The organism is Prevotella communis (assembly GCF_022024115.1).
Classification (GTDB): domain Bacteria; phylum Bacteroidota; class Bacteroidia; order Bacteroidales; family Bacteroidaceae; genus Prevotella; species Prevotella communis.
The window spans coordinates 459,330-480,134 of record NZ_CP091792.1 but is presented as its reverse complement, the minus strand read 5'-3'; the positions used below and the strand labels follow the sequence as shown (position 1 = coordinate 480,134).

The following is a 20,805-nucleotide window of genomic DNA, read 5'->3' as shown; positions in this document are numbered from 1 at the left end:
TTTTCAATTATTTCACAATGATTTCTATCGGGGTCTTCAGCGTACGCTGGATACCGTCAGGGCCAATCGCCACGACATTCGTGATGTAGAAACGGCGATTACGTGCCAACTTACGGAACGTATCTTTCTGACGAGCTGAGAATCTGTCACCATCACCTGCCATCAAGACAGACTCACCCATATTGCCTGAGAATACTGTCTCAAACGAGAGTACACGGAAACCTATATCCAAGATACCGTCATCGATAGCAGCACCAATACCTTCTACGCCTAACAAGCTACCCTTTGCTAATCCACCGCCTCTGAAACGCAAAGGATTACCCTTCTCATCCTTCATATCTATATAAGGTGTTGGATCCGGCAGACGACGAACACGGAACGAGAACTGTCCCATTTGCTGAGGATGTCCAGTATTTGTCGATATAACCGTTATCGTAGCATTCTCGCCTATCTTTGACGGACGGGCGATATACTTACCAGGCCCTGTAGGTGTCAGAGTACCGTTGGTCATCGTTGCAGAAATCTTATTCAGAGGCACACCTGGTACAGAGATGCTGATGGGATTAGAATAGCCGGCATACAACATATTCATCAGGTCTGCCGAAACCGTTGCACTGGGATCGACCACAGTATATTTCTGGGAGAAGTCCCGACGGATGGCATCACCATTACCATTTGTTGTCTGGATATAACCCGACAGGGTAAAATCGCCAGTACGTCCGCAAACGGTCTCATAAAGTCCGTCTTTCAAGTCTACTTTCTGGTTACCGATGAATATCTCCGGTACCTGCGTGGTATCCACGGCAGCCATGACGATGCGAGCAGAGAACCTATCACCACGAACGATGGTCTGGGAGTTAGGAATCACAAACGCATTCAGCGCATTCACACGGATATCTTTCACGTCAATGTTCTGAACCAGTTTATGTAACACTTCCTTCTCTGCATTGCGCACATCGCTCTGCAGTTTAGACAGCAGAGTAACAGCAGCTGCCGCTGGCATGGACTCAAACATATACTCCTGCCAGTTCTTACCCAATCCTGTGGACGGAACTTCCGTAGTCAGGTCACTGGCAATACGGCGCTGCTGGTCCTTATCATCCACCATTTTGAGGATACCTTCACGATAACGCTCAATCGCTTTCTTCAACTCATCGCCACGTCCGCGTCCTGGAGCCAGCATCACCTGGTTCGCGGCCTCAAGGTCCTCCTTGTTTACGATTTTAGCAGGATTACCATCAGCACCATCTGCCTCCTGCGCAATAGCCAATTTCAAATCAGCAGCCAAATTATAGAGAGAGTCGCTCGACAGTTTTACAAGCTGTGCCTTCTCATACCATTCCTTCACCTTCTGAGGGTTGGCTTTCATCTGCTGGTCAAAATCCTCGTATATAGCCAGGTTCTCCTTTGCTGCATTCTCAGTGGTACGCTTCAAACTCTCCTCCACGATAGAGAAACCGTTGAGCACCTCATTCGAGACATTCAGCGCAAGCATTGCCATCAAGACGACGTACATCAAGTTAATCATCTTCTGGCGCGGAGATACAGGTCTTTTCTTTATTGCCATAGTTTCTTATTGTTTCTGCCGCCATCTGGCAGTAGCAAATTCTTCACTTTTCACTCTTCACTTTTCACTACCTTCGGCATATTCACCGTCATAGCCTCAATCATGCGGGTATAGATCTGGTTAAGTTCCGCAATCTGTTCTGCCATACGTTTGCTCTGCTCGTTAATCTGATCGATAGTGCCAATCTGCTGAGAAGCACCCTTCAACTGCATCTCGTAAACCTTACAGATGCCTGTGAGGGTACGGTTGAGATTCTCCATCTCCTCACTGTCGCGTGTCAGACGCTCACTCTGCTCAGACACCTTCTGCAGGGTTTCTGTGAGTTTCTTCAACTGCTCCACATAACCAGCCGTAGCCTCTTCCATTTCCTCTGCATCAATCTCGGGCAACTCTGGCTGCTCAACAACGCCACCAATGACACCGCCGCCGATGATACCACCGCCAACGACGCCACCAGCAGTCGCTACACCACCGGTTGCCACATTCTCTCCAGCAGTTCCGTCTGCGGCAATGGTACCACCACCAACATTTCCGCCACCGATAATCACGGTACCGCCACCTACGCCAGAGATACCTGATACACCAGAAACACCAGAGGCCATCTCAACATTCTCTCCATCAACATGCGTAGGCAGGTCCATACCATCTGCAGTCTTGTCAAATGGACGGTCAAAGGCTGCGATAAAGAACACAAACACCTCAGTACCCATACCGATAAACAGCATCAAGTTTGCTCCTGGCAGGTGGGTCAATTTGAAAAGTGTACCCAGAATAACGATTGATGCACCCCAACTATAGGCATAGTTCATGAATGTCTGCCCTGGTACACTATCCAACCACTTCTGTAAGCGGTAGATGATATTGAATTTACTATACTTTGTCATTGTGATATTTCGTTATGGCGTTATTCCGTTATTACGATATAACGACTTATTTTACTTTCTTGATTTCTTTGCAGACGCCTTAGCGGGCTTCACTTTCTCACTTGTCGTATTTGCCAACGAACGTACGCAACGGAAGCCGATGTACGAGCGAGGCTGGTTCTGATATTCACTGCTACGCCATGCAGAACGGATATAGTTCTCGGGATCTTTCCATGAACCACCACGTACACTCTTCTTCTTCAAACGATAAGGATCCTCAAGGGCCGCATTATACTTCAGTTGCGGGTTGATATCATTCATAGCATCCACACCAGCCTCTGTGTAAATGGTAGAAGTCCACTCAGCCACATTACCCGCCATATCAAAAAGGCCGTTGCTATTTGCACTATAAATTCCCACCTTCGACGTAATCAGGTTACCATCCTTGGTGTAGTTACCATTCTCAGGTTTGAAGTTAGCATAGAAACAACCCTTGCCACTTGCCACATCCTCGTTAGCCCAAGGGAACTCATTCTGTTCCTTGCCACGAGCGGCATATTCCCATTCTGCCTCCGTTGGCAGACGATAGCGCTGAACTTGACGGGCAGCAGGGCCAAGTCCCTTCAGCAGGAACTCCGTGCGCCATGCACAGAAAGCATTAGCCTGTTCCCAAGTAACGCCCACCACGGGATAGTCATTATAGGCCGCACTTGAGAAATAATTGCGCATATACACCTCGTTATCAGCATTGGGGAAGTCGTTCACCCAACAGGTAGTGTCAGGATAGATATTAATAATATAAGTATTAAGGAAGTCCCATGGACCACTCAACTGGCGATTGATGGTCTGACGAATAATCTTACCCTCCTCATCAATATAAGCAGTATCCTTGGAAATCCACACTTCTTCCTGAGGATTCACAACCACATCCGTATTCAGGTTGCGTTCCTGAGGATTCAGACGGTTATGACGTTTGGCTGCCTCAACATAGTCGTAAACCTCATAGCGATAGTTCATCTGACTGGCATCCAACATTTTCTCGCCCGTTACAGGGTTCGTCACATATACGCTCTCTATGGCACGACGTTCATCCTCATTAGGTTTACGGGGCAGAGCTTTCTTCCAGTTCAGGTGTGGCTTCACAAGATTTCCATCCTTGTCTTCCTCCTCCTCAATCTTATAACTTTCGTCACCACCATAGTTAGGATCAGCCAGACGCTCGCGAATGATTGAGTCGCGTACATAATTCACAAACTGACGATACTCAGAATTTGTAATCTCCGTATCATCCATCCAGAAGCCCTCTACTGAGATATCCTTTACAGGTGTTTGTTTTCCCCATAGCGAATCAGCGGTTTCCAGTCCCATACGCAGATGACCACGCTTCACAAGCACCATTCCATAAGGAGCGGGTTCTGTAAAAGCATGTCCGTTGGATCCTGTCAGTTCACCTCCTGCAGATGTTGTCTCCTTTCCACCGAAACAACTTGCGAGAACAAGTGCTACGACTAGAAGGCAAAAAACATTTTGTTTCATATTTCGACTTTTTTCTTTATTCATTATTTATAATAGTCTCACACTCTGATGACGGTTCCGGCCTTTCTTCGAGAAATTGATATCTGTCTGATAGCCCACAAACAATTCGTGCCCGCCATTGCCGATGCTCAGGGCCGTTGTGTAGTATTCATAACTATAGCCCAACATCACACCGTGGAACTTGCCGCCAACATAAGCCGTAATCGATGTTCCCGGACTATAGCCCAGTCCTGCATACATCACTTTCTGCTCATGAACGTAGGTCAGACGTGTTGTAAAATCAGTGCGATATCCCACCCCGTCTGAACGTCCCATAACAGATGGCTGTATTGATAAGAACGGATTTCTAAGGCGAATATTGCATCCAGCCATAAAATAATATGACATAGCAATGTCCAATTGATTGGTTTCGCCTATTTCTACCTCGGGTGCAAGCAGATGTTGAACCGATGCACCTGCATACCACGACTTCTGCTGATAATAGACTCCTGCATTAAGATCAAAGGCCGTTCCGTCAACATTTGACGTGGGCAGTGCTTCATCACCAGAGTCAATGAAATCCAGTTCAGAGCCTTTCAAAGTCTCGCTGAGCATCGCCGGTTGTATACCCAGACTCAACACACCACCGAGAAGTTTTATTTTCGGTGCATACATCACCGAGAATTTCTTATGCGAGAACACACCGATATCATCGTTCACGATCTGCGCGCCTACGCCATGATAAGTACCTAGGAACTGAAAGGGCAGATCCGCAGAAAGAAACATCGTCTTTGGATTATGCTCAAAACCCACCAGCGACATATTATAATCCACCACCACGTTCACTTTATTCTGTTTACCAGCAGCGGCAGGATTATACGCCGTCTCCATCGCCCAGTAGTGACTGAACGACGGATCATACTGTGCCTGCACCCCCTGCAAGGCCATCAGTAGTAGGGCCAATATCAACAGATTTCGCCTTAACACGTTATCAATAACGCAGTTTTTACCTTATTTATTATAATTTTTAATCACAAAAACTTTGGCAATCCCGCAAAAACATTGTAAATTTGCAAACTCAAATAGTAACCTAAGCATGAAAGTAGCCATCGTACAGCACGATATTGTATGGGCACAGCCGACGGAAAATCTCCGCCACCTTAGCCAACTTCTCGACCGACAGTCGGAGGCTGACTTATACGTATTGGCAGAGACTTTCACCACGGGATTCATGGCTAAAGGTAATGAAACCACAGACATCTCCCACGGTCTGACGTGGCTACAACAGCAGGCAAAAGAAAAGGATGCCGCCTTTGCTGCAAGCATCGCCACAAAAGATGAGGACGGGAGTTTACGCAACCGTCTTTTCTTTGTACGTCCCGACGGCACCTACGACTATTACGACAAGCATCACCTCTTCAGCTATGCAGGTGAGACGGATGCCTATGTAGCCGGACAGGAGCGTGTTATCGTAGAGTGGCGCAGAATCAGATTTCTCCTGCAGGTATGCTACGATTTGCGTTTCCCCGTATTCAGTCGCAACTGTTTGGATTATGACGCAGTCATCTATGTGGCCAACTGGCCAACACCACGCATTGACGTATGGCAGACGCTGCTCAAGGCCCGTGCATTAGAGAACCAATGCTTCGTCATTGGCGTCAATCGCATAGGAGAGGACCCTGCCTGTACCTATTCTGGAGCCTCTGCCATCATAGATGCCTACGGAAAGACGATAGCCCATTGCAACGATCACGAAGAAGGAATTGCTATTGGCGAACTCAACATAGCGCGACTACTGCGCTTCAGAGAGAAATTCCCTGTTTTACAGGATGCAGATGATTTTATATTAAAAAACCAGTAAATATGAAGAAACAACTATTACTTGGCGACGAAGCCATTGCGCTGGGAGCGCTACATGCCGGACTATCAGGTGTGTATGCTTATCCTGGCACCCCGTCGACAGAAATTACGGAGTTCATCCAGGGCAACGCCCTTGCTAAGGAACGCGGCGTACACAGCCGTTGGTCAACCAACGAAAAGACAGCCATGGAGGCCGCATTGGGTATGTCGTTCATGGGCAAGCGTGCACTGGTATGTATGAAGCACGTAGGCATGAACGTCTGTGCCGACCCGTTTGTCAACAGCGGCATGACTGGCGTGAACGGTGGTGTGGTAGTCCTCGTGGCTGACGACCCCTCGATGCACTCCTCTCAGGATGAACAGGACTCTCGTTTCTACGGCAAGTTTGCAATGGTGCCCATTTTCGAACCCAGCAATCAGCAGGAGGCCTACGACATGATGGCTGCAGCCTTCGATTACTCAGAGAAGCAGTGCTTGCCAGTATTGATGCGCGTCACCACCCGTATGGCACATAGTCGCGCCGTCGTTGAGTGTGTTGACGTTCCGCGCCAACAGAACGAGCTTAACTACAACGCCGAGGCCAAGAACTGGGTGCTGCTGCCTGCCAATGCCCGTAAGCGCAATGATATCGTGACGGCTCAACAGGCTTCCTTGGAGGAAGATGCCGCCAATTCACCTTATAATATATATATAGAAGGTCAGGACAAGTCGCTGGGTATCATTGCCAGTGGTATCGGCTTCAACTACGTAAACGAGTGTTTCCCCAGTGGAAGTCCCTACCCCATCCTGAAGATTTCACAGTATCCGCTCCCCAAGAAACTGGTACGCCGCATGCTCAGCGAATGCAAGCAAGTGCTCATCGTTGAGGAGGGGCAGCCATTCATCGAGGATATGGTACGCGGTGTCAGCGAGAGTATGAACATCAAAGGCAAGCTCGACGGGACCCTGCCCCGTACAGGCGAACTGACCCCCGATATTGTAAAGAAAGCACTGGGCATGGAGATTGGCGAATGCTTCGACCCCTGCGCAGATGTTGCTCCACGTCCACCTGCACTCTGTCAGGGCTGTGGTCACCGTGATGTCTACGCTGCATTGAACGAAGTTCTGAAGGAATACGAGAATCCCCGTGTTTTCGGTGATATCGGTTGCTACACCCTTGGTTTCCTGCCCCCATTCCGCGCCATCCACTCTTGTGTTGATATGGGCGCTTCTATCACTATGGCCAAGGGTGCTGCCGATGCAGGCCAGTGGCCAGCTGTTGCCGTTATTGGGGACTCCACCTTCACCCATTCAGGTATGACCGGTCTATTGGATGCCATCAACGAGAATGCAAATATCACCGTGATTATCTCCGACAACCTTACCACAGGTATGACTGGCGGTCAGGATTCTGCAGGTACGAATAAGTTTGAAGCCATCTGCCGCGGACTCGGTTTGAGCGAAGAACACCTGAAGGTTGTTGTCCCTCTGCCCAAGAACATGCCGGAAATCACACAGATGATTCGCGATGAGATCAACTACAAGGGCACATCTGTCATCATTCCACGTCGTGAATGTATGCAGACCCTACAACGTCATTTGAAACAAAAGAAAGCAGCAAAATGAAGACAGACATTATATTGTGCGGTGTAGGAGGACAGGGTATCCTCTCTATCGCCACCATCATTGGCGAAGCAGCCATGAACGAGAACCTCTATATCAAGCAGGCCGAGGTACACGGTATGAGTCAGCGCGGCGGTGATGTGCAGTCAAACCTGCGCATTTCCAGCGATCCCATCCATAGCGACTTGATACCCAAGGGTGGAGCCGACGTAATCATCTCCATGGAGCCCATGGAGGCTCTGCGCTACTTGCCCTACCTGAAGAAAGACGGTTGGATTATCACCTCAGCCACTCCTTTCGTGAATATCCCCAATTATCCTGACATGGCTGTCATTGAGGCCGACCTCAAGAAACTGCCTCATGTCATCAGCATCAATATCGAGCAGATGGCCAAGGACAACGGGGTTCCCCGCTCTGCTAATGTAATTTTGCTGGGGGCTGCCCAAAAGGCCCTCGGTATTGAATATGAAAAACTGGAAGATGCCATCCGTCGAGTTTTCGGTCGCAAGGGTGAAGCCATTGTAGAGGCCAACATCAAGGCTCTGGCACTAGGACGTGAGGCACAATAAAAGATAAAATTGCAAAAAGATAAAAAACATACAATGAACGAAAACGAACAGAAGCAGCAAGGACTGCAATTAGAACTGACGCCCGACAAGGCGCAAGGTGAGTATGCCAACTTTGCCATCATCACCCATTCATCATCAGAATTTATCGTCGATTTCGCACGCATGCTCCCAGGCCTGCCAAAGGCCCAGGTACGTAGTCGTGTCATCCTGGCTCCCGAACACGCCAAACGTCTGTTGGGTGCACTCCAGGAGAATCTCATGCGCTACGAGCATCAATTCGGAAAGATAAAAATGCCAGAAGAAGAGCAAGGTCCACGCACTATCGCCCCCTTCGGATCAGGTAAGGGCGAGGCATAAGAAACACATCACAGATTTTTCTGGAAGAACTGGAGTACGCGTTCTTGGGCCCTCACAGGACAACTGTGGGGAATATCCCAAAGTTCCGTCTCCAGTTTTTCGTTGACCCCCTGACTCTTCCAGGTATCGTGCATCACCTTGAAGGCTTTCTCGACACCAGGCACAGGGAAGAGTTTATCCTGCGAACCATTGATAAACAGCATCGCCTTAGGACAAGCCATACTGGCCACATGAGGATAGTCGAGCCAACGACGCAAGCCCGGGAAACAGTTGGCAAAACCGCCATTCTCCGTGCGACTATAGTTGAACGACATCTGTTCATCGGTAGTCACCATCCAACAAACGGCCGCACCAGCCTTGATACGATCACTCAAGGCCGACAACATCCAGGCACGATAGCCCCCCATGGAACAACCCATACAACCGATACGCTCAGCATCCACCTCTGGTAACGAGGCAAGAAGCTCCGTACCGGCAATATCGTCATAGGTCATATAGGCTGATAAGTCAATGCCATACATCATCATGTTGCCGGCAATCATATCATAACGGTCGCGTTTAGGTCCTTCTTGTTGTCCACGCTCACCCCACATCGGAGCATCGGCAGAGAAAACAACATATCCATGACGAGCCAAATCATCACCAACGAACCGCCCCTCGTAAAGTTGATCAGCCCACTGTTGGGCATCAGCTCTGACAAGTGAGTCCTCGCAAGCCAACGGACGGATCATCTTCTCCTTTCCGATAAAGAGATGTGCCCCATGATCGTGCAAGGCATTAACTGCAGGAAAAGGCCCCTTACCGTCTGGTATCAACAGATAGGCAGGTACCGTATAATAGCGCGACAACCGAATCTCTATCTTACGAGCTTTATAACCATCACGCTGTTCCTCAGCCAATACTTTCATCTGAAAGCCGTCTGCTGGAGCTGGCGGGGGCGTCAACATACAGTCGAACACCTTCTGGCGCGCCACTTTTCGCCACACATCAAAATCCTTGATATCACTATTTCCCCAAGCCAAGGGATAAGTCAGGTCCTTGATTAACGAGTCAGCATAAACAGGCAAGTTGCGCTTAAATTCATACTTTCCACGTTTCTGCGCAAGCGAAGGCATCACTACCAACAGGTCAACGACTATGATAAAAACAAGCAATAGATACTTCTTCATAAGCTCTTCGTTTATGATATTACAGGTTGCAAAGATACACAATAATATCAGAATCCTATACTTAAAAAATCTTAAAGACGGATTTTTGCGCCATTCATACTTCCCAAATATTGGAAATAATTCCTATCTTTGCGTATTCTTATAACTTAAAACTATATCCTATGAGTATTTTGATGATTGTAGAACTAATGGTCGTACTCCTTGCGTTGTACGTCGGCTCACGCTACGGCAGTTTGGCGTTGGGTGCTATTTCCGGTATTGGCTTAGCCATCCTCGTTTTCGGTTTTGGTATGAAACCAGGCAATCCTCCTACCGATGTTATCTACATCATCATTGCAGCCGTGACCTGTGCAGGTATGCTACAAGCGTCAGGCGGTATGGACTGGATGATACAAATAGCCGAGAAGTTACTGCGCAACCACCCCAAATGGATTACGTTCCTCGCACCTCTCTGTACCTTCTTCCTCACTGTTTTTGTGGGTACCGGTCACGTAGTCTATACCTTGATGCCCATCATCTGCGATATCGCCCTGAAGAAAGGAATCCGTCCAGAACGTCCCTGTGGTGTTGCATCCATAGCCTCACAGGTGGGTATTACGTGTTCCCCCATTGCCGCAGCCGTGGTGGCATTCTCTGCCATATCTGCAGAAAACGGTTTTGAGGTCAATAATATACAGATTGTGCTTATCTCCATTCCCGCCTGTCTATGCGGACTGATGGCAGCTGCAGCAGCCTCTTACAACCGCGGTCTGGATTTGGACAAGGATCCGCAATTCCAGGCAAAGCTAAAAGACCCAGAGCAGTACAATTACATTTATGGCAACAGTGCCACAACACTCGACAAAAGAATTGCTCCAGAAGCCAAGCGAGCCGTCTATGTATTCATGCTTGCTCTAGGTGTCATCGTGATGTTATCTGTGTTACAGATATTCGGCATCAACATCCTGCCATCTTGGGATGGTAAGCCCCTGAAGATGAATCTCGTCATTCAGATTGTGATGATTTCGGCAGCTGCCCTGATGATTATCTTCTGTAGAGCACAACCCAAGAAAGCCGTTGCAGGACCTGTATGGCAAAGTGGCATGGTGGCTGTGGTGGCTATCTACGGTATTGCCTGGATGGCCGACACATATTTTTCCAACTACATGCCAGAGATTCAGGCCATGCTCGAAGATATCGTAAAGTCACATCCATGGACCATTGCCATCGTCTTTTTCCTAGTATCGGTACTGATCAACTCACAAGGTGCTGTGGTGGTATCCATGTTGCCACTTGCCTATTCTCTTGGCATCGAAGGCCCTATCCTGTTGGGCGTATTGCCAAGCGTCTATGGTTATTTTTTCATCCCCAATTACCCATCAGATATTGCCACGGTAAACTTCGACCGAAGTGGTACCACAATTATCGGTAAGTACCTGCTCAACCACTCATTTATGATGCCTGGTCTTATCTGTGTGTTCGTATCAACTATCGTGGCTTACGCTCTATCCATGATATTCTTTTAACAACACATAACACCGATCCAAAACAAAGAAATGAAAAAGTTTTTAATCCTTGCTTCATTAGCACTGATTTCCTCTGCTGTCAAAGCACAGACGTACCTCAACCCACAGGCACCTATTGAGGAGCGCGTAAAGGATGCACTGAAACGTATGACCACTGAGGAGAAGATTAAAATTCTCCACGCACAGAGCAAGTTTACCAGCGCTGGCGTACCCCGCTTAGGCATCCGACAACTGAATATGGACGACGGCCCCCATGGGGTACGCGAAGAATTGGAATGGAACACCTGGAGTCCAGCGAAATGGACCAACGACTATATAGTGGCCTTCCCTTCTCTCACCTGCCTGGCAGCCACGTGGAACCGTGACCTTTCCAACGCCTACGGCAATGCTGTCAGTGAGGAGTTTGCTTTCCGAGGCAAGGATATTATGCTGGGGCCCGGTGTCAACATCCAGCGCACGCCGATGAACGGACGCGCCTTTGAGTATATGGGTGAAGACCCCTACCTGGCTGGTGAGATAGTAGTGCCCTACATCAAGGCTGCCCAGAAGAACGGCATCGCCTGCTGTCTGAAACATTTCGTACTGAACGACCAGGAGATTGACCGTTTCTCTGTCAACGTCAACGTGTCTGAGCGTGCCCTCCACGAGATCTACCTGTATCCGTTTAAACAGGCTGTAGAGAGAGCACATGTATGGACCATTATGGGCTCCTACAACCTGTGGGAAGGTGACCACTGCTGTCATAACGACAAACTGATTAACGGCATTCTGAAAAAAGACTGGAACTGGGACGGCGCACTGGTCAGCGACTGGGGCGGTACCACCAATACCATGCAGGCTATCTACGGTGGACTGGATATCGAGATGGGCACTTACACAGACGGCAAACTGCGTGAAAGCGCATTTGGCTATGACGACTACTACTTGGCAAAACCCTTTAGAGAGTTGGTCAACGATGGCAAGGTACCTATGTCTGTGCTCGACGAGAAAGCCGCCCGCGTGTTGCGCACCATCTTCCGCACAGCCATGAATCCCAACAAGGTGATTGGCAACCAGTGTAGTGAAGCACATTACGATGTGTGCCGACAGATTGCCGAAGAAGGTATTGTTTTGCTGAAGAATGAGTCGTCATTGCTACCCCTTGAGCTCAGCAAATACAAGAAGATACTTGTTGTTGGCGAGAATGCCACACGCTCTTTAACCCAAGGCGGTGGCTCATCGGAACTGAAAACACTCCGGGATATCTCGCCACTAGAAGCCCTACGCACCCAATTGTCAATTATCAATTCTCAATTGTCAATTGACTACGCCACAGGCTACGCCTCCGGCCGTGCGATGTATGACCACGAGGACAAGGTTGACCCAGCCAAACAGGAGGCACTGAAGCAGGAAGCACTGGAGAAAGCCAAGAATGCCGACCTTATTATATATATAGGAGGACTCAACAAGAACCACAAACAGGATTGCGAGAATGGCGATCGCGAGTCATATGACCTTTCATTCGGTCAGAACGAACTCATCTCTGCTTTGGCCGAATTCGATGCTCCAATGATCGTGGCGAACTTTGGCGGCAACCCCTATCATATGCCTTGGCTCAACAAGGTGGAGGGCCTCCTACATTGCTGGTACTTAGGCAGCGAGTCGGGCACAGCATTAGCCAACGTGCTTACCGGAAAGGTGAATCCCAGTGGCAAGCTTCCTGTTACTTTCGCAAAGAACTACGAGGATTACCCTTACGTAAAATATGGTCAGGAAGCCTACCCCGGCATTACAGGTGTTGAGACGCCAAAGAACAGTGCTGGTGAAATGGCTCGACGTCAGGTATATTACAAGGAAGACATCTTTGTAGGCTATCGCGGTTTTGAAAAGAATAAGACCAAGCCTCTCTTCCCCTTTGGTTTTGGACTGAGTTACACCACTTTCAAATACAGTAAACCCGCCATTACAAAAGATGCTGAGGGATGGAAGCTGACTATCGACGTGACCAATACGGGAACACGCGAAGGAAAAGAGACCGTACAACTCTACGTGGGTCAGGCCAAGGTCGCAGCAACCCGTCCAATCAAGGAACTGAAGAACTTTACCAAACTGTCGTTGAAGCCGGGCGAGACCAAGACAGCCACCTTCCGAATTACAGAAAAAGACCTCATGACATGGGACGAGCAAACCCACAACTGGAAATATGAGCCAACAAAGTTCATGGCCTACATCGGTGCGTCAAGTAATGAAATAAAAAGCAAAATCGGCTTTTAAAAAACGTTACTAACGTTATATTTTGTTAATTATACTCTTTTTCCGCAACCTCCTAGCCATATAGATTAGGTAGATTGCGGAAAATTGCGTACCTTTGCAGCCCGAAATGTCTCCGCAGAAGTGTGGAGATATGATAGTATGCGAAAATTTATACAATAATATATATAATAAACAACAAAATTAAAAAATTAAATTATGCCTACAATTTCACAATTGGTTCGCAAAGGCAGAAAGGTGATCGTAGACAAGTCTAAGTCACCCGCGCTGGACAACTGTCCTCAGCGTCGCGGTGTGTGTGTACGTGTCTACACGACCACTCCTAAGAAGCCTAATTCGGCTATGCGTAAGGTAGCCCGTGTTCGTTTGACTAACCAGAAGGAAGTCAACAGTTACATTCCCGGAGAGGGACACAACTTGCAGGAGCACAGCATCGTGCTGGTTCGTGGCGGTCGTGTAAAGGACCTTCCCGGTGTACGTTATCACATCGTTCGCGGTACTCTGGATACCGCCGGTGTAGCAAACCGCACACAGCGTCGTTCTAAGTACGGTGCTAAGCGTCCAAAGGCTAAGAAGTAATTAACCGGTGATGGTTAAGTAGCCGAATCAAAGAAAAGAAAAAGAAAACCGTTTTGCTGGTGAATCTTACACAAGGTTGAGTAAATGTCCGAGTGTGGACGTTGAAGAACAGACAAAGAACAGCCCTAGCAGACAAAATCATTCAAACAAAACAATGAGAAAAGCAAAACCAAAGAAGCGTGTGATCCTGCCGGATCCCGTCTTCAACGACACTAAGGTGTCAAAGTTCGTGAATCATCTGATGTTCGACGGTAAGAAGTCGAAGTCATATGAGATTTTCTACAACTCTCTGGAGATTGTAAAAGACAAGATGAAGGATGCAGAGAAGGCTCCCCTGGAGATTTGGAAGCAGGCTCTGGACAACATCACTCCTCAGGTAGAAGTAAAGAGCCGCCGTATCGGTGGTGCTACTTTCCAGGTTCCTACTGAGATTCGTCCCGACCGTAAGGAAAGTATCTCTATGAAGAATATGATTGCCTTTGCTCGCAAGCGCAGTGGCAAATCTATGGCCGACAAGCTGGCTGCTGAGATTATGGACGCCTTCAACAACCAGGGTGGCGCATTCAAGCGTAAGGAGGATATGCACCGTATGGCCGAGGCTAACCGTGCATTCGCACACTTCCGCTTCTAATTTTAGGTAAAAAGATTAAAAGGAAAAGGAAAAGATGGCAAAACAAGATTTGCATTTGACCCGTAACATCGGTATCATGGCTCACATCGATGCTGGTAAGACCACCACTTCTGAGCGTATCCTGTTCTACACAGGTAAGACCCACAAGATTGGTGAGGTGCACGATGGTGCTGCTACCATGGACTGGATGGCACAGGAGCAGGAGCGCGGTATCACTATCACCTCTGCTGCTACCACCTGTAACTGGAAGTGGAACAACAACAATTACAAGATCAACCTGATTGATACTCCGGGACACGTGGACTTCACCGCTGAGGTAGAGCGTTCACTCCGTGTACTCGATGGTGCAGTTGCTACTTATTCTGCTGCTGATGGTGTACAGCCTCAGTCAGAGACCGTTTGGCGTCAGGCCGACAAGTACAACGTACCCCGTATCGGTTATGTGAACAAGATGGACCGTTCTGGTGCTGACTTCTTCGAAACTGTGCAGCAGATGAAGGACATCCTGGGTGCCAACCCCGTTGTTCTTCAGGTGCCCATCGGTGCAGAGGAGAACTTCAAGGGTCTGGTAGACCTCATCAAGATGAAGGCTATCCTGTGGCACGATGAGACCATGGGTGCTGAGTACGATGTTGAGGAGATTCCCGCTGACCTGAAGGACGAGTGCGACGAGTGGCGCATGAAGCTCCTCGAGGCTGCAGCCGAGTACGACGAGGCTTTGATGGAGAAGTTCTTCGACGATCCCGACTCAATCTCTGAAGCCGAGATTATCGCAGCTATCCGCAAGGGTACTATCGCTATGGAGTGTACTCCTATGCTCTGCGGTTCTTCATACAAGAACAAGGGTGTACAGCCCCTGCTCGACGCTGTCTGCTCATTCCTGCCCTCACCTCTGGATACAGAGGCTGTGGTTGGTACAAACCCCAACACTGACGAAGAGGAAAGTCGTAAGCCTAGCGAGGACGAAGCAACTTCAGCTCTTGCATTTAAGATTGCTACCGATCCATACATGGGTCGTTTGGTATTCTTCCGCGTTTACTCTGGTAGCGTGAAGGCCGGTTCTTACGTTTACAACCCCCGTTCAGGTAAGAAGGAGCGTATCAGCCGTCTGTTCCAGATGAACTCTAACAAGGAAATTCCTATGGACTCTATCGACGCAGGTGACATCGGCGCAGGTGTAGGTTTCAAGGATATCCGCACTGGTGACACCCTCTGCGACGAGGAGAAGCCCATCGTGCTGGAGTCAATGACCTTCCCTGACACTGTGATCTCTATCGCCGTTGAGCCTAAGTCACAGGCCGACATCGCTAAGCTGGACAACGGTCTTGCTAAGTTGGCTGAGGAAGACCCCACATTCACCGTACGTACCGACGAGCAGAGTGGTCAGACCATTATCTCAGGTATGGGTGAGCTCCACCTCGACATCATTATCGACCGTCTGAAGCGTGAGTTCAAGGTTGAGTGTAACCAGGGTAAGCCCCAGGTTAACTACAAGGAAGCTATCACCAAGGAGGTTGAAATCGAAGAGGTTTACAAGAAGCAGTCTGGTGGTCGCGGTAAGTACGCTAAGATGCTCGTTAAGGTTGGTCCCGTTGATGAGGATTACGACTTGAAGAACAATCCTGGCTTGCAGTTTGTCAACGAGGTTAAGGGTGGTAACATTCCTAAGGAGTTCATCCCCTCAATCCAAAAGGGCTTCGAGACAGCTATGAAGAATGGTATCCTCGGCGGCTATCCTGTTGACTCACTGAAGGTAGTTGTTGTCGATGGTGGTTTCCACCCCGTTGACTCTGACCAGCTCTCATTCGAAATCGCTGCCCAGATGGCTTACAAGGAGGCTTGCGCTAAGGCTAAGCCCGTTCTGATGGAGCCTATCATGAAGCTCGAGGTGGTAACACCTGAGGAGAACATGGGTGACGTTATCGGTGACCTCAACAAGCGTCGTGGTCAGGTAGAAGGTATGGAAGAGGCTCGTTCAGGTGCCCGTGTCGTTAAGGCTATGGTTCCCCTGTCAGAGATGTTCGGTTATGTAACCGCTCTGCGTACCATCACCTCAGGTCGTGCCACCAGTTCTATGGAGTACGATCACCACGCTCCTCTGTCAAGCGCTATCGCTAAGGCAGTGCTCGAGGAGGTTAAGGGCCGTGCAGACCTCGTATAAAGAAAGGAAAAGTGAAGAGTGAAAAGTGAATAATTTGCTTCCGCTCTTCACTTACAATAAATGCTGTCGCTGAGCAAATGACTCTTTAGTGGCAGTTCAAAAATTTAATTTTTAATATTTAATTTTTAATTTAAGACATGAGTCAGAAAATTCGTATCAAGCTGAAGAGCTACGACCACAAGCTCGTAGACAAATCAGCCGAGAAGATTGTGAAGGCAGTAAAGGCTACAGGTGCTGTTATCAGCGGTCCTATCCCCCTCCCCACTCACAAGCGTATCTTCACCGTTAACCGCTCTACCTTCGTAAACAAGAAGAGCCGTGAGCAGTTCCAGTTGTCAGACTACAAGCGTCTGATTGACATCTACAGCTCAACAGCAAAGACTGTTGACGCCCTGATGAAGCTTGAGCTCCCCAGCGGTGTTGAGGTTGAGATTAAGGTGTAATACCCTTGGTTTTATCTACCATACAAACGGTATATTCGTAAGGATATACCGTTTTTTTGTGCAAAAAAAGTAAGTTTTATTTCATTTTATTACTTTTTTTACTACCTTTGCAGCAGAATTGTAAGGATTAACAGTATATTTATTGAAAAAATGAAGAAATTTTTGCTATTTTTTATGTTTTCGGGGATATTTACGATAGGAGCAAAAGCAGAATTACCAACTGTAACCTTGAAGACCATTGACGGGAAAACAGTTAACACTGACACTTTGAAGAATGACGGCAAGCCGTTCATCATTGATTTCTTTGCCACTTGGTGTAAGCCCTGCAATCGTGAGTTGGATGCCATCGCCGAAGTCTACGACGAATGGAAAGAAGAGACGGGTGTAAAGATCTTTGCCGTTAGTATAGACCAGGCTCAGAATATGAACAAAGTTAAACCCCTAGTCAATAACCATAGTTGGGAATACGATGTATTACTTGACCCCAACAGCGACTTCAAGCGTGCATTAGGCATTCAGACAATCCCCTTTGTACTAATCTGCGATGGGAAAGGGAATATAGTCTACAAGCATAACGGCTATACCGATGGTGCCGAAGAAGAACTCATTGAAAAAGTACGCGAACTCATAAAATAAGCGTAACATGAAGAGAACACTATTGATAGTTTTCAGTTTAACAATATCTATTCTACATATTGGTGCGCAAGAGGAGCAAAAAGGCATCACACTTTCTGGTAGCATACAAAGTGACGTACTTCTGCCACAGGACGACGAAAAGATTGGTGCAAAGAAAACAGGTGACCTCCTTACCAACACCTATGTTGACCTGCAGATGCAGAGTAAGCATGTAGATGCTGGGGCCCGTCTGGAATATCTTGAGCACCCACTGCCAGGCTTTGAGAACGATTTCAAAGGCTGGGGAATCCCAAACCTGTGGGTGAAAGGCAAGTTGGGGAATAACGAGTTCACCTTAGGCACCTTCTATGAGCAGTTCGGATCAGGCTTTATCCTCCGCACTTACGAAGAGCGGTCACTAGGCATCGACAATTCACTGTTGGGTGCCCGTCTACAGGCAAAACCCCTCAAGGGTGTTGTTCTGAAATTCCTCTCAGGCAAGCAACGTCACTATTGGAAGTGGGATGGCGGACTGGTATCAGGTGCTGACGCAGAGGTAGCCCTTGACGAATGGATATCAAAGTTACAGCAACACGACACCCGTCTGAGTCTCGGTGCCTCATGGGTAAACAAATATGAAAAGGACGAGGATATTTTCGTAGACCCCACCCATCGTCTGAACCTCCCCAAGTATGTCAACGCATGGGACGTTCGCACCACCCTGAACCGCGGCCCCTGGGGTATCCTTGCAGAATATGCCCAAAAGACACAAGACCCCTCATTCGATAATGACTACACCTATGACCCGGGACACGTAGCCATGCTCTCAGGCTCCTATTCCGAGAACGGTCTCAGCATTCTGGTACAGGCCAAGCGCTCAGAAAACATGTCGTTCCGCAGCAAGCGAAGCATGTTGGGCACATCATCATTTATCAACCACCTACCCGCCTTCACACTCGATCACACCTATGCCCTTGCCGCTCTCTACCCCTATGCCACCCAGTTGGCCGATGGTGAGTGGGCCTATCAGGCAGAAGTGGGCTATAACTTCAAACGTAAGACTACCCTCGGTGGTAAATATGGAATGAATGTGAAACTGAACTACTCTTACGTCCGCGCTATACAGCATGCCTGGCTGAAATGGGGTGAAGACACCTACTACCAGGATTTGAACGTACAAGTCACCCGTCGACTGACACGTGACGTGAAGCTCAACATGATGTACATGAACCAGCGCTACAACAAAACCGTTATTGAAGGAGAGGGAGGCATGATACATTCTGACATCTTTGTGGCCGATGCCATGTTCCAGATAGCCCACAGCACCAAGCTACGCACCGAACTGCAGTACCTCACCACCAAACAGGATGAGCGTGACTGGGCATTTGCTCTGGCAGAGCTATCACTCGCACCCCACTGGATGATTACGGTCAGCGACATGTGGAACTGTGGCGTCACCGATACCCACTACTATCAGGGCCTTGTGACCTATAATATCGGAAGCCATCGCATTCAGGCAGGTTACGGTCGAACCCGTGCTGGCTACAACTGTTCTGGAGGTGTGTGCCGCTACGTGCCTGCCACCAAGGGTTTCACACTGTCATACAACTATAATTTCTAAGGCATCATGAAGAAATATATACTTCCATTATATCTGATTGCATCACTGATAATGTTCGTAGCGTGCGACCATATCGCCGATGACGAGCGACTGATACACGTACCCATGCAACCCGCTAAACGCGTGGTGCTGCTGGAAGACTTTACAGGTCAGCAATGCGTCAACTGCCCCAAAGGCTCAGAGGTCATCGAACAATTACAAGAAGCTTATCCCGATAACGTCATAGCCGTAGGCATACACGGAGGTCCATTGGGCTTCAAGGGCAACAGTGTAAACATCGGGCTTGCGACCGACCTTGGAGACACATATTACAATCACTGGGAGCTAGAGTATCAGCCAGTAGGCCTTATCAACCGCCACGGAGCAGTGAACTATACCGACTGGACCAAAGGAGTCAAGGAAGAGTTGGAGAAAGAGTCACCCCTTGAAATGGAACTCACCGCCACACTTCAAGAGCATCAAGTGCATGTGACCGTCAAAGAGACAGCCCTTAGGGCCGGTATCAGCGGCAATGTGCAGGTATGGCTCCTGGAAGATGACATTACGGCCCTGCAGAAGATGCCCGATGGATCAGTCAATAAGACATACGTTCACAACCATGTGCTGCGTGCAGCCATCAATGGCACATGGGGTGAAGAATGCGCCCCCAGCGAAGGCGAGACCCTGACACAGGATTACCAGCAGACTATTGATGATACATGGAATACATCCAACCTCAGTGTTGTAGCCTTTGTCTATAACGACAGTGGTGTTCTGCAAGCTATCAAGACGACAATAGAGAAACAATAGGTATTAAAACAAACACTTATGAAAAAATTATTTACGTTATGCTTTGGGCTATTCGCTGCCCTCGCCCTTCAGGCACAAAACGAATTTCCACTTCAGTTTGCCGACAAAGACGGTAACGTCATTACTAACGGAACAACCCTGAACATTACTGAAGCAGAAGATGACGGCTTTGGAGACGTGCTGATGCCCTCTGGCATCTTTGTCAAGAACGACAGCAATGCCGAGGTGCAGTGTGCCGGTACATTCACCATACAGGCAATGAGCAACGGTTCCTTCCAGTCGTGTTTCCCCCTGAATTGCATGCAGGCACCCTCAGCAGGCAATTACACCACACAAAACGGCGCGTTGGCTGCCGGTGCCCTACAAAGCATGGCTACAGAATGGTTGCCCAAAGGAGAAGGTTCCTGCACAGTAGCCTACACCCTGGTTACCTATAAACAGAATGCGATTACCAAGAAATGGATGAAAGACCAGGAAGGTCCTACTATCACCCTTAAGTTCACATATGGCACCACGGGAATCAAGGCAGGCAAGACCAGCAAGACCATCAGTTCGGTAGTTTATTACGACCTGACAGGCAAAAAAATCAAGCAGCCTGCCTCTGGTGTTTACCTCACAAAGACCATCTATGCCGATGGCACTATGACATGCGTTAAGATCAAAAAGTAAACTAGCTAAAGAGATCAATCTCTAATCATTTATTATTAAC

Annotated in this window: 19 protein-coding genes; 14 read left to right on the top strand and 5 right to left on the bottom strand. The window is 48.4% G+C overall.

Annotated features, from left to right (window positions below; genetic code table 11):
- Window positions 1-7: 7 nt before the first annotated feature.
- From porM to L6468_RS01965, 4 genes are read right to left on the bottom strand one after another with little or no spacing between them, the layout of a single operon-like run.
- Complete coding sequence (porM, locus tag L6468_RS01980) at window positions 8-1,567, bottom strand: type IX secretion system motor protein PorM/GldM (protein WP_237794658.1); 1,560 nt, start codon at window positions 1,565-1,567, stop codon at window positions 8-10.
- A 50-nt stretch (window positions 1,568-1,617) separates the two neighbouring features.
- A complete protein-coding gene (gene porL / locus L6468_RS01975) occupies window positions 1,618-2,451 on the bottom strand; it encodes a type IX secretion system motor protein PorL/GldL (protein ID WP_237794656.1) in 834 nt (277 codons plus the stop codon).
- Window positions 2,452-2,502: 51 nt separating this feature from the next.
- Entirely contained in the window at window positions 2,503-3,966 is a 1,464-nt protein-coding gene (porK, locus tag L6468_RS01970; protein WP_091814656.1) for a T9SS ring complex lipoprotein PorK/GldK, read from the bottom strand.
- A 27-nt stretch (window positions 3,967-3,993) separates the two neighbouring features.
- Window positions 3,994-4,908, bottom strand: a complete 915-nt coding sequence (locus L6468_RS01965; RefSeq protein ID WP_255380506.1) for a PorP/SprF family type IX secretion system membrane protein — start codon at window positions 4,906-4,908, stop codon at window positions 3,994-3,996.
- Window positions 4,909-5,041: 133 nt separating this feature from the next.
- On the opposite strand from L6468_RS01965, the gene L6468_RS01960 reads away from it, so the two are divergent.
- The 4 genes from L6468_RS01960 to L6468_RS01945 are packed head-to-tail and all read left to right on the top strand — an operon-like array spanning window position 5,042 to window position 8,333.
- Window positions 5,042-5,806, top strand: coding sequence for an amidohydrolase (locus L6468_RS01960; RefSeq protein ID WP_237794654.1), 765 nt, complete (start codon window positions 5,042-5,044; stop codon window positions 5,804-5,806).
- A 2-nt stretch (window positions 5,807-5,808) separates the two neighbouring features.
- Complete coding sequence (locus tag L6468_RS01955; protein ID WP_091850979.1) at window positions 5,809-7,410, top strand: thiamine pyrophosphate-dependent enzyme; 1,602 nt, start codon at window positions 5,809-5,811, stop codon at window positions 7,408-7,410.
- Window positions 7,407-7,976, top strand: coding sequence for an indolepyruvate oxidoreductase subunit beta (locus tag L6468_RS01950; RefSeq protein WP_091814667.1), 570 nt, complete (start codon window positions 7,407-7,409; stop codon window positions 7,974-7,976). The genes L6468_RS01955 and L6468_RS01950 overlap by 4 nt, the downstream gene beginning before the upstream one ends.
- Before the next feature lie 33 nt (window positions 7,977-8,009).
- Window positions 8,010-8,333, top strand: coding sequence for a DUF3467 domain-containing protein (locus tag L6468_RS01945; protein WP_091814670.1), 324 nt, complete (start codon window positions 8,010-8,012; stop codon window positions 8,331-8,333).
- Window positions 8,334-8,341: 8 nt separating this feature from the next.
- Here the strand turns inward: L6468_RS01945 and L6468_RS01940 are convergent, their stop codons facing one another.
- Window positions 8,342-9,502: a dienelactone hydrolase family protein gene (locus tag L6468_RS01940; RefSeq protein ID WP_237794652.1), complete on the bottom strand. Its 1,161-nt coding sequence runs from the start codon at window positions 9,500-9,502 to the stop codon at window positions 8,342-8,344.
- Window positions 9,503-9,663: 161 nt separating this feature from the next.
- Here L6468_RS01940 and L6468_RS01935 point away from each other — a divergent pair, with 161 nt between their 5' ends.
- From L6468_RS01935 to L6468_RS01890, 10 genes are all read left to right on the top strand, one after another.
- Window positions 9,664-11,007 carry an anaerobic C4-dicarboxylate transporter gene (locus tag L6468_RS01935; RefSeq protein WP_218122933.1) on the top strand — a complete coding sequence of 448 codons (1,344 nt, stop codon included), beginning with the start codon at window positions 9,664-9,666 and terminating at the stop codon, window positions 11,005-11,007.
- Window positions 11,008-11,037: 30 nt separating this feature from the next.
- On the top strand, window positions 11,038-13,260 hold the full coding sequence (locus L6468_RS01930) for a beta-glucosidase (protein WP_237794650.1): 2,223 nt from the start codon (window positions 11,038-11,040) through the stop codon (window positions 13,258-13,260).
- Window positions 13,261-13,455: 195 nt separating this feature from the next.
- Window positions 13,456-13,836, top strand: a complete 381-nt coding sequence (rpsL, locus tag L6468_RS01925) for a 30S ribosomal protein S12 (RefSeq protein WP_013063973.1) — start codon at window positions 13,456-13,458, stop codon at window positions 13,834-13,836.
- A 154-nt stretch (window positions 13,837-13,990) separates the two neighbouring features.
- Window positions 13,991-14,467 carry a 30S ribosomal protein S7 gene (gene rpsG, locus L6468_RS01920; protein ID WP_091814789.1) on the top strand — a complete coding sequence of 159 codons (477 nt, stop codon included), beginning with the start codon at window positions 13,991-13,993 and terminating at the stop codon, window positions 14,465-14,467.
- A 34-nt stretch (window positions 14,468-14,501) separates the two neighbouring features.
- The gene (gene fusA, locus L6468_RS01915) at window positions 14,502-16,628 is read left to right on the top strand and encodes an elongation factor G (protein WP_237794643.1); all 2,127 of its coding nucleotides are present in this window, start codon (window positions 14,502-14,504) and stop codon (window positions 16,626-16,628) included.
- Between the two features lie 137 nt (window positions 16,629-16,765).
- Window positions 16,766-17,071, top strand: a complete 306-nt coding sequence (gene rpsJ / locus L6468_RS01910; RefSeq protein ID WP_091814681.1) for a 30S ribosomal protein S10 — start codon at window positions 16,766-16,768, stop codon at window positions 17,069-17,071.
- 150 nt (window positions 17,072-17,221) lie between these two features.
- Entirely contained in the window at window positions 17,222-17,707 is a 486-nt protein-coding gene (locus tag L6468_RS01905; protein WP_237794635.1) for a TlpA family protein disulfide reductase, read from the top strand.
- Between the two features lie 7 nt (window positions 17,708-17,714).
- Complete coding sequence (locus tag L6468_RS01900; protein ID WP_091850994.1) at window positions 17,715-19,307, top strand: DUF6029 family protein; 1,593 nt, start codon at window positions 17,715-17,717, stop codon at window positions 19,305-19,307.
- A gap of 6 nt (window positions 19,308-19,313) precedes the next feature.
- The gene (locus tag L6468_RS01895) at window positions 19,314-20,096 is read left to right on the top strand and encodes an Omp28 family outer membrane lipoprotein (protein WP_237794633.1); all 783 of its coding nucleotides are present in this window, start codon (window positions 19,314-19,316) and stop codon (window positions 20,094-20,096) included.
- A gap of 18 nt (window positions 20,097-20,114) precedes the next feature.
- On the top strand, window positions 20,115-20,765 hold the full coding sequence (locus L6468_RS01890) for a hypothetical protein (protein WP_237794631.1): 651 nt from the start codon (window positions 20,115-20,117) through the stop codon (window positions 20,763-20,765).
- Window positions 20,766-20,805: the final 40 nt, after the last annotated feature.

What these genes read in the sequence shown, in the direction of transcription:
- porM (WP_237794658.1), bottom strand. Translation starts at nt 1,567, where the DNA reads ATGGCAATAAAGAAAAGACCTGTATCTCCGCGCCAGAAGATGATTAAC.
- porL (WP_237794656.1), bottom strand. Translation starts at nt 2,451, where the DNA reads ATGACAAAGTATAGTAAATTCAATATCATCTACCGCTTACAGAAGTGG.
- porK (WP_091814656.1), bottom strand. Translation starts at nt 3,966, where the DNA reads ATGAAACAAAATGTTTTTTGCCTTCTAGTCGTAGCACTTGTTCTCGCA.
- L6468_RS01960 (WP_237794654.1), top strand. Translation starts at nt 5,042, where the DNA reads ATGAAAGTAGCCATCGTACAGCACGATATTGTATGGGCACAGCCGACG.
- L6468_RS01955 (WP_091850979.1), top strand. Translation starts at nt 5,809, where the DNA reads ATGAAGAAACAACTATTACTTGGCGACGAAGCCATTGCGCTGGGAGCG.
- L6468_RS01950 (WP_091814667.1), top strand. Translation starts at nt 7,407, where the DNA reads ATGAAGACAGACATTATATTGTGCGGTGTAGGAGGACAGGGTATCCTC.
- L6468_RS01945 (WP_091814670.1), top strand. Translation starts at nt 8,010, where the DNA reads ATGAACGAAAACGAACAGAAGCAGCAAGGACTGCAATTAGAACTGACG.
- L6468_RS01940 (WP_237794652.1), bottom strand. Translation starts at nt 9,502, where the DNA reads ATGAAGAAGTATCTATTGCTTGTTTTTATCATAGTCGTTGACCTGTTG.
- L6468_RS01935 (WP_218122933.1), top strand. Translation starts at nt 9,664, where the DNA reads ATGAGTATTTTGATGATTGTAGAACTAATGGTCGTACTCCTTGCGTTG.
- L6468_RS01930 (WP_237794650.1), top strand. Translation starts at nt 11,038, where the DNA reads ATGAAAAAGTTTTTAATCCTTGCTTCATTAGCACTGATTTCCTCTGCT.
- rpsL (WP_013063973.1), top strand. Translation starts at nt 13,456, where the DNA reads ATGCCTACAATTTCACAATTGGTTCGCAAAGGCAGAAAGGTGATCGTA.
- rpsG (WP_091814789.1), top strand. Translation starts at nt 13,991, where the DNA reads ATGAGAAAAGCAAAACCAAAGAAGCGTGTGATCCTGCCGGATCCCGTC.
- fusA (WP_237794643.1), top strand. Translation starts at nt 14,502, where the DNA reads ATGGCAAAACAAGATTTGCATTTGACCCGTAACATCGGTATCATGGCT.
- rpsJ (WP_091814681.1), top strand. Translation starts at nt 16,766, where the DNA reads ATGAGTCAGAAAATTCGTATCAAGCTGAAGAGCTACGACCACAAGCTC.
- L6468_RS01905 (WP_237794635.1), top strand. Translation starts at nt 17,222, where the DNA reads ATGAAGAAATTTTTGCTATTTTTTATGTTTTCGGGGATATTTACGATA.
- L6468_RS01900 (WP_091850994.1), top strand. Translation starts at nt 17,715, where the DNA reads ATGAAGAGAACACTATTGATAGTTTTCAGTTTAACAATATCTATTCTA.
- L6468_RS01895 (WP_237794633.1), top strand. Translation starts at nt 19,314, where the DNA reads ATGAAGAAATATATACTTCCATTATATCTGATTGCATCACTGATAATG.
- L6468_RS01890 (WP_237794631.1), top strand. Translation starts at nt 20,115, where the DNA reads ATGAAAAAATTATTTACGTTATGCTTTGGGCTATTCGCTGCCCTCGCC.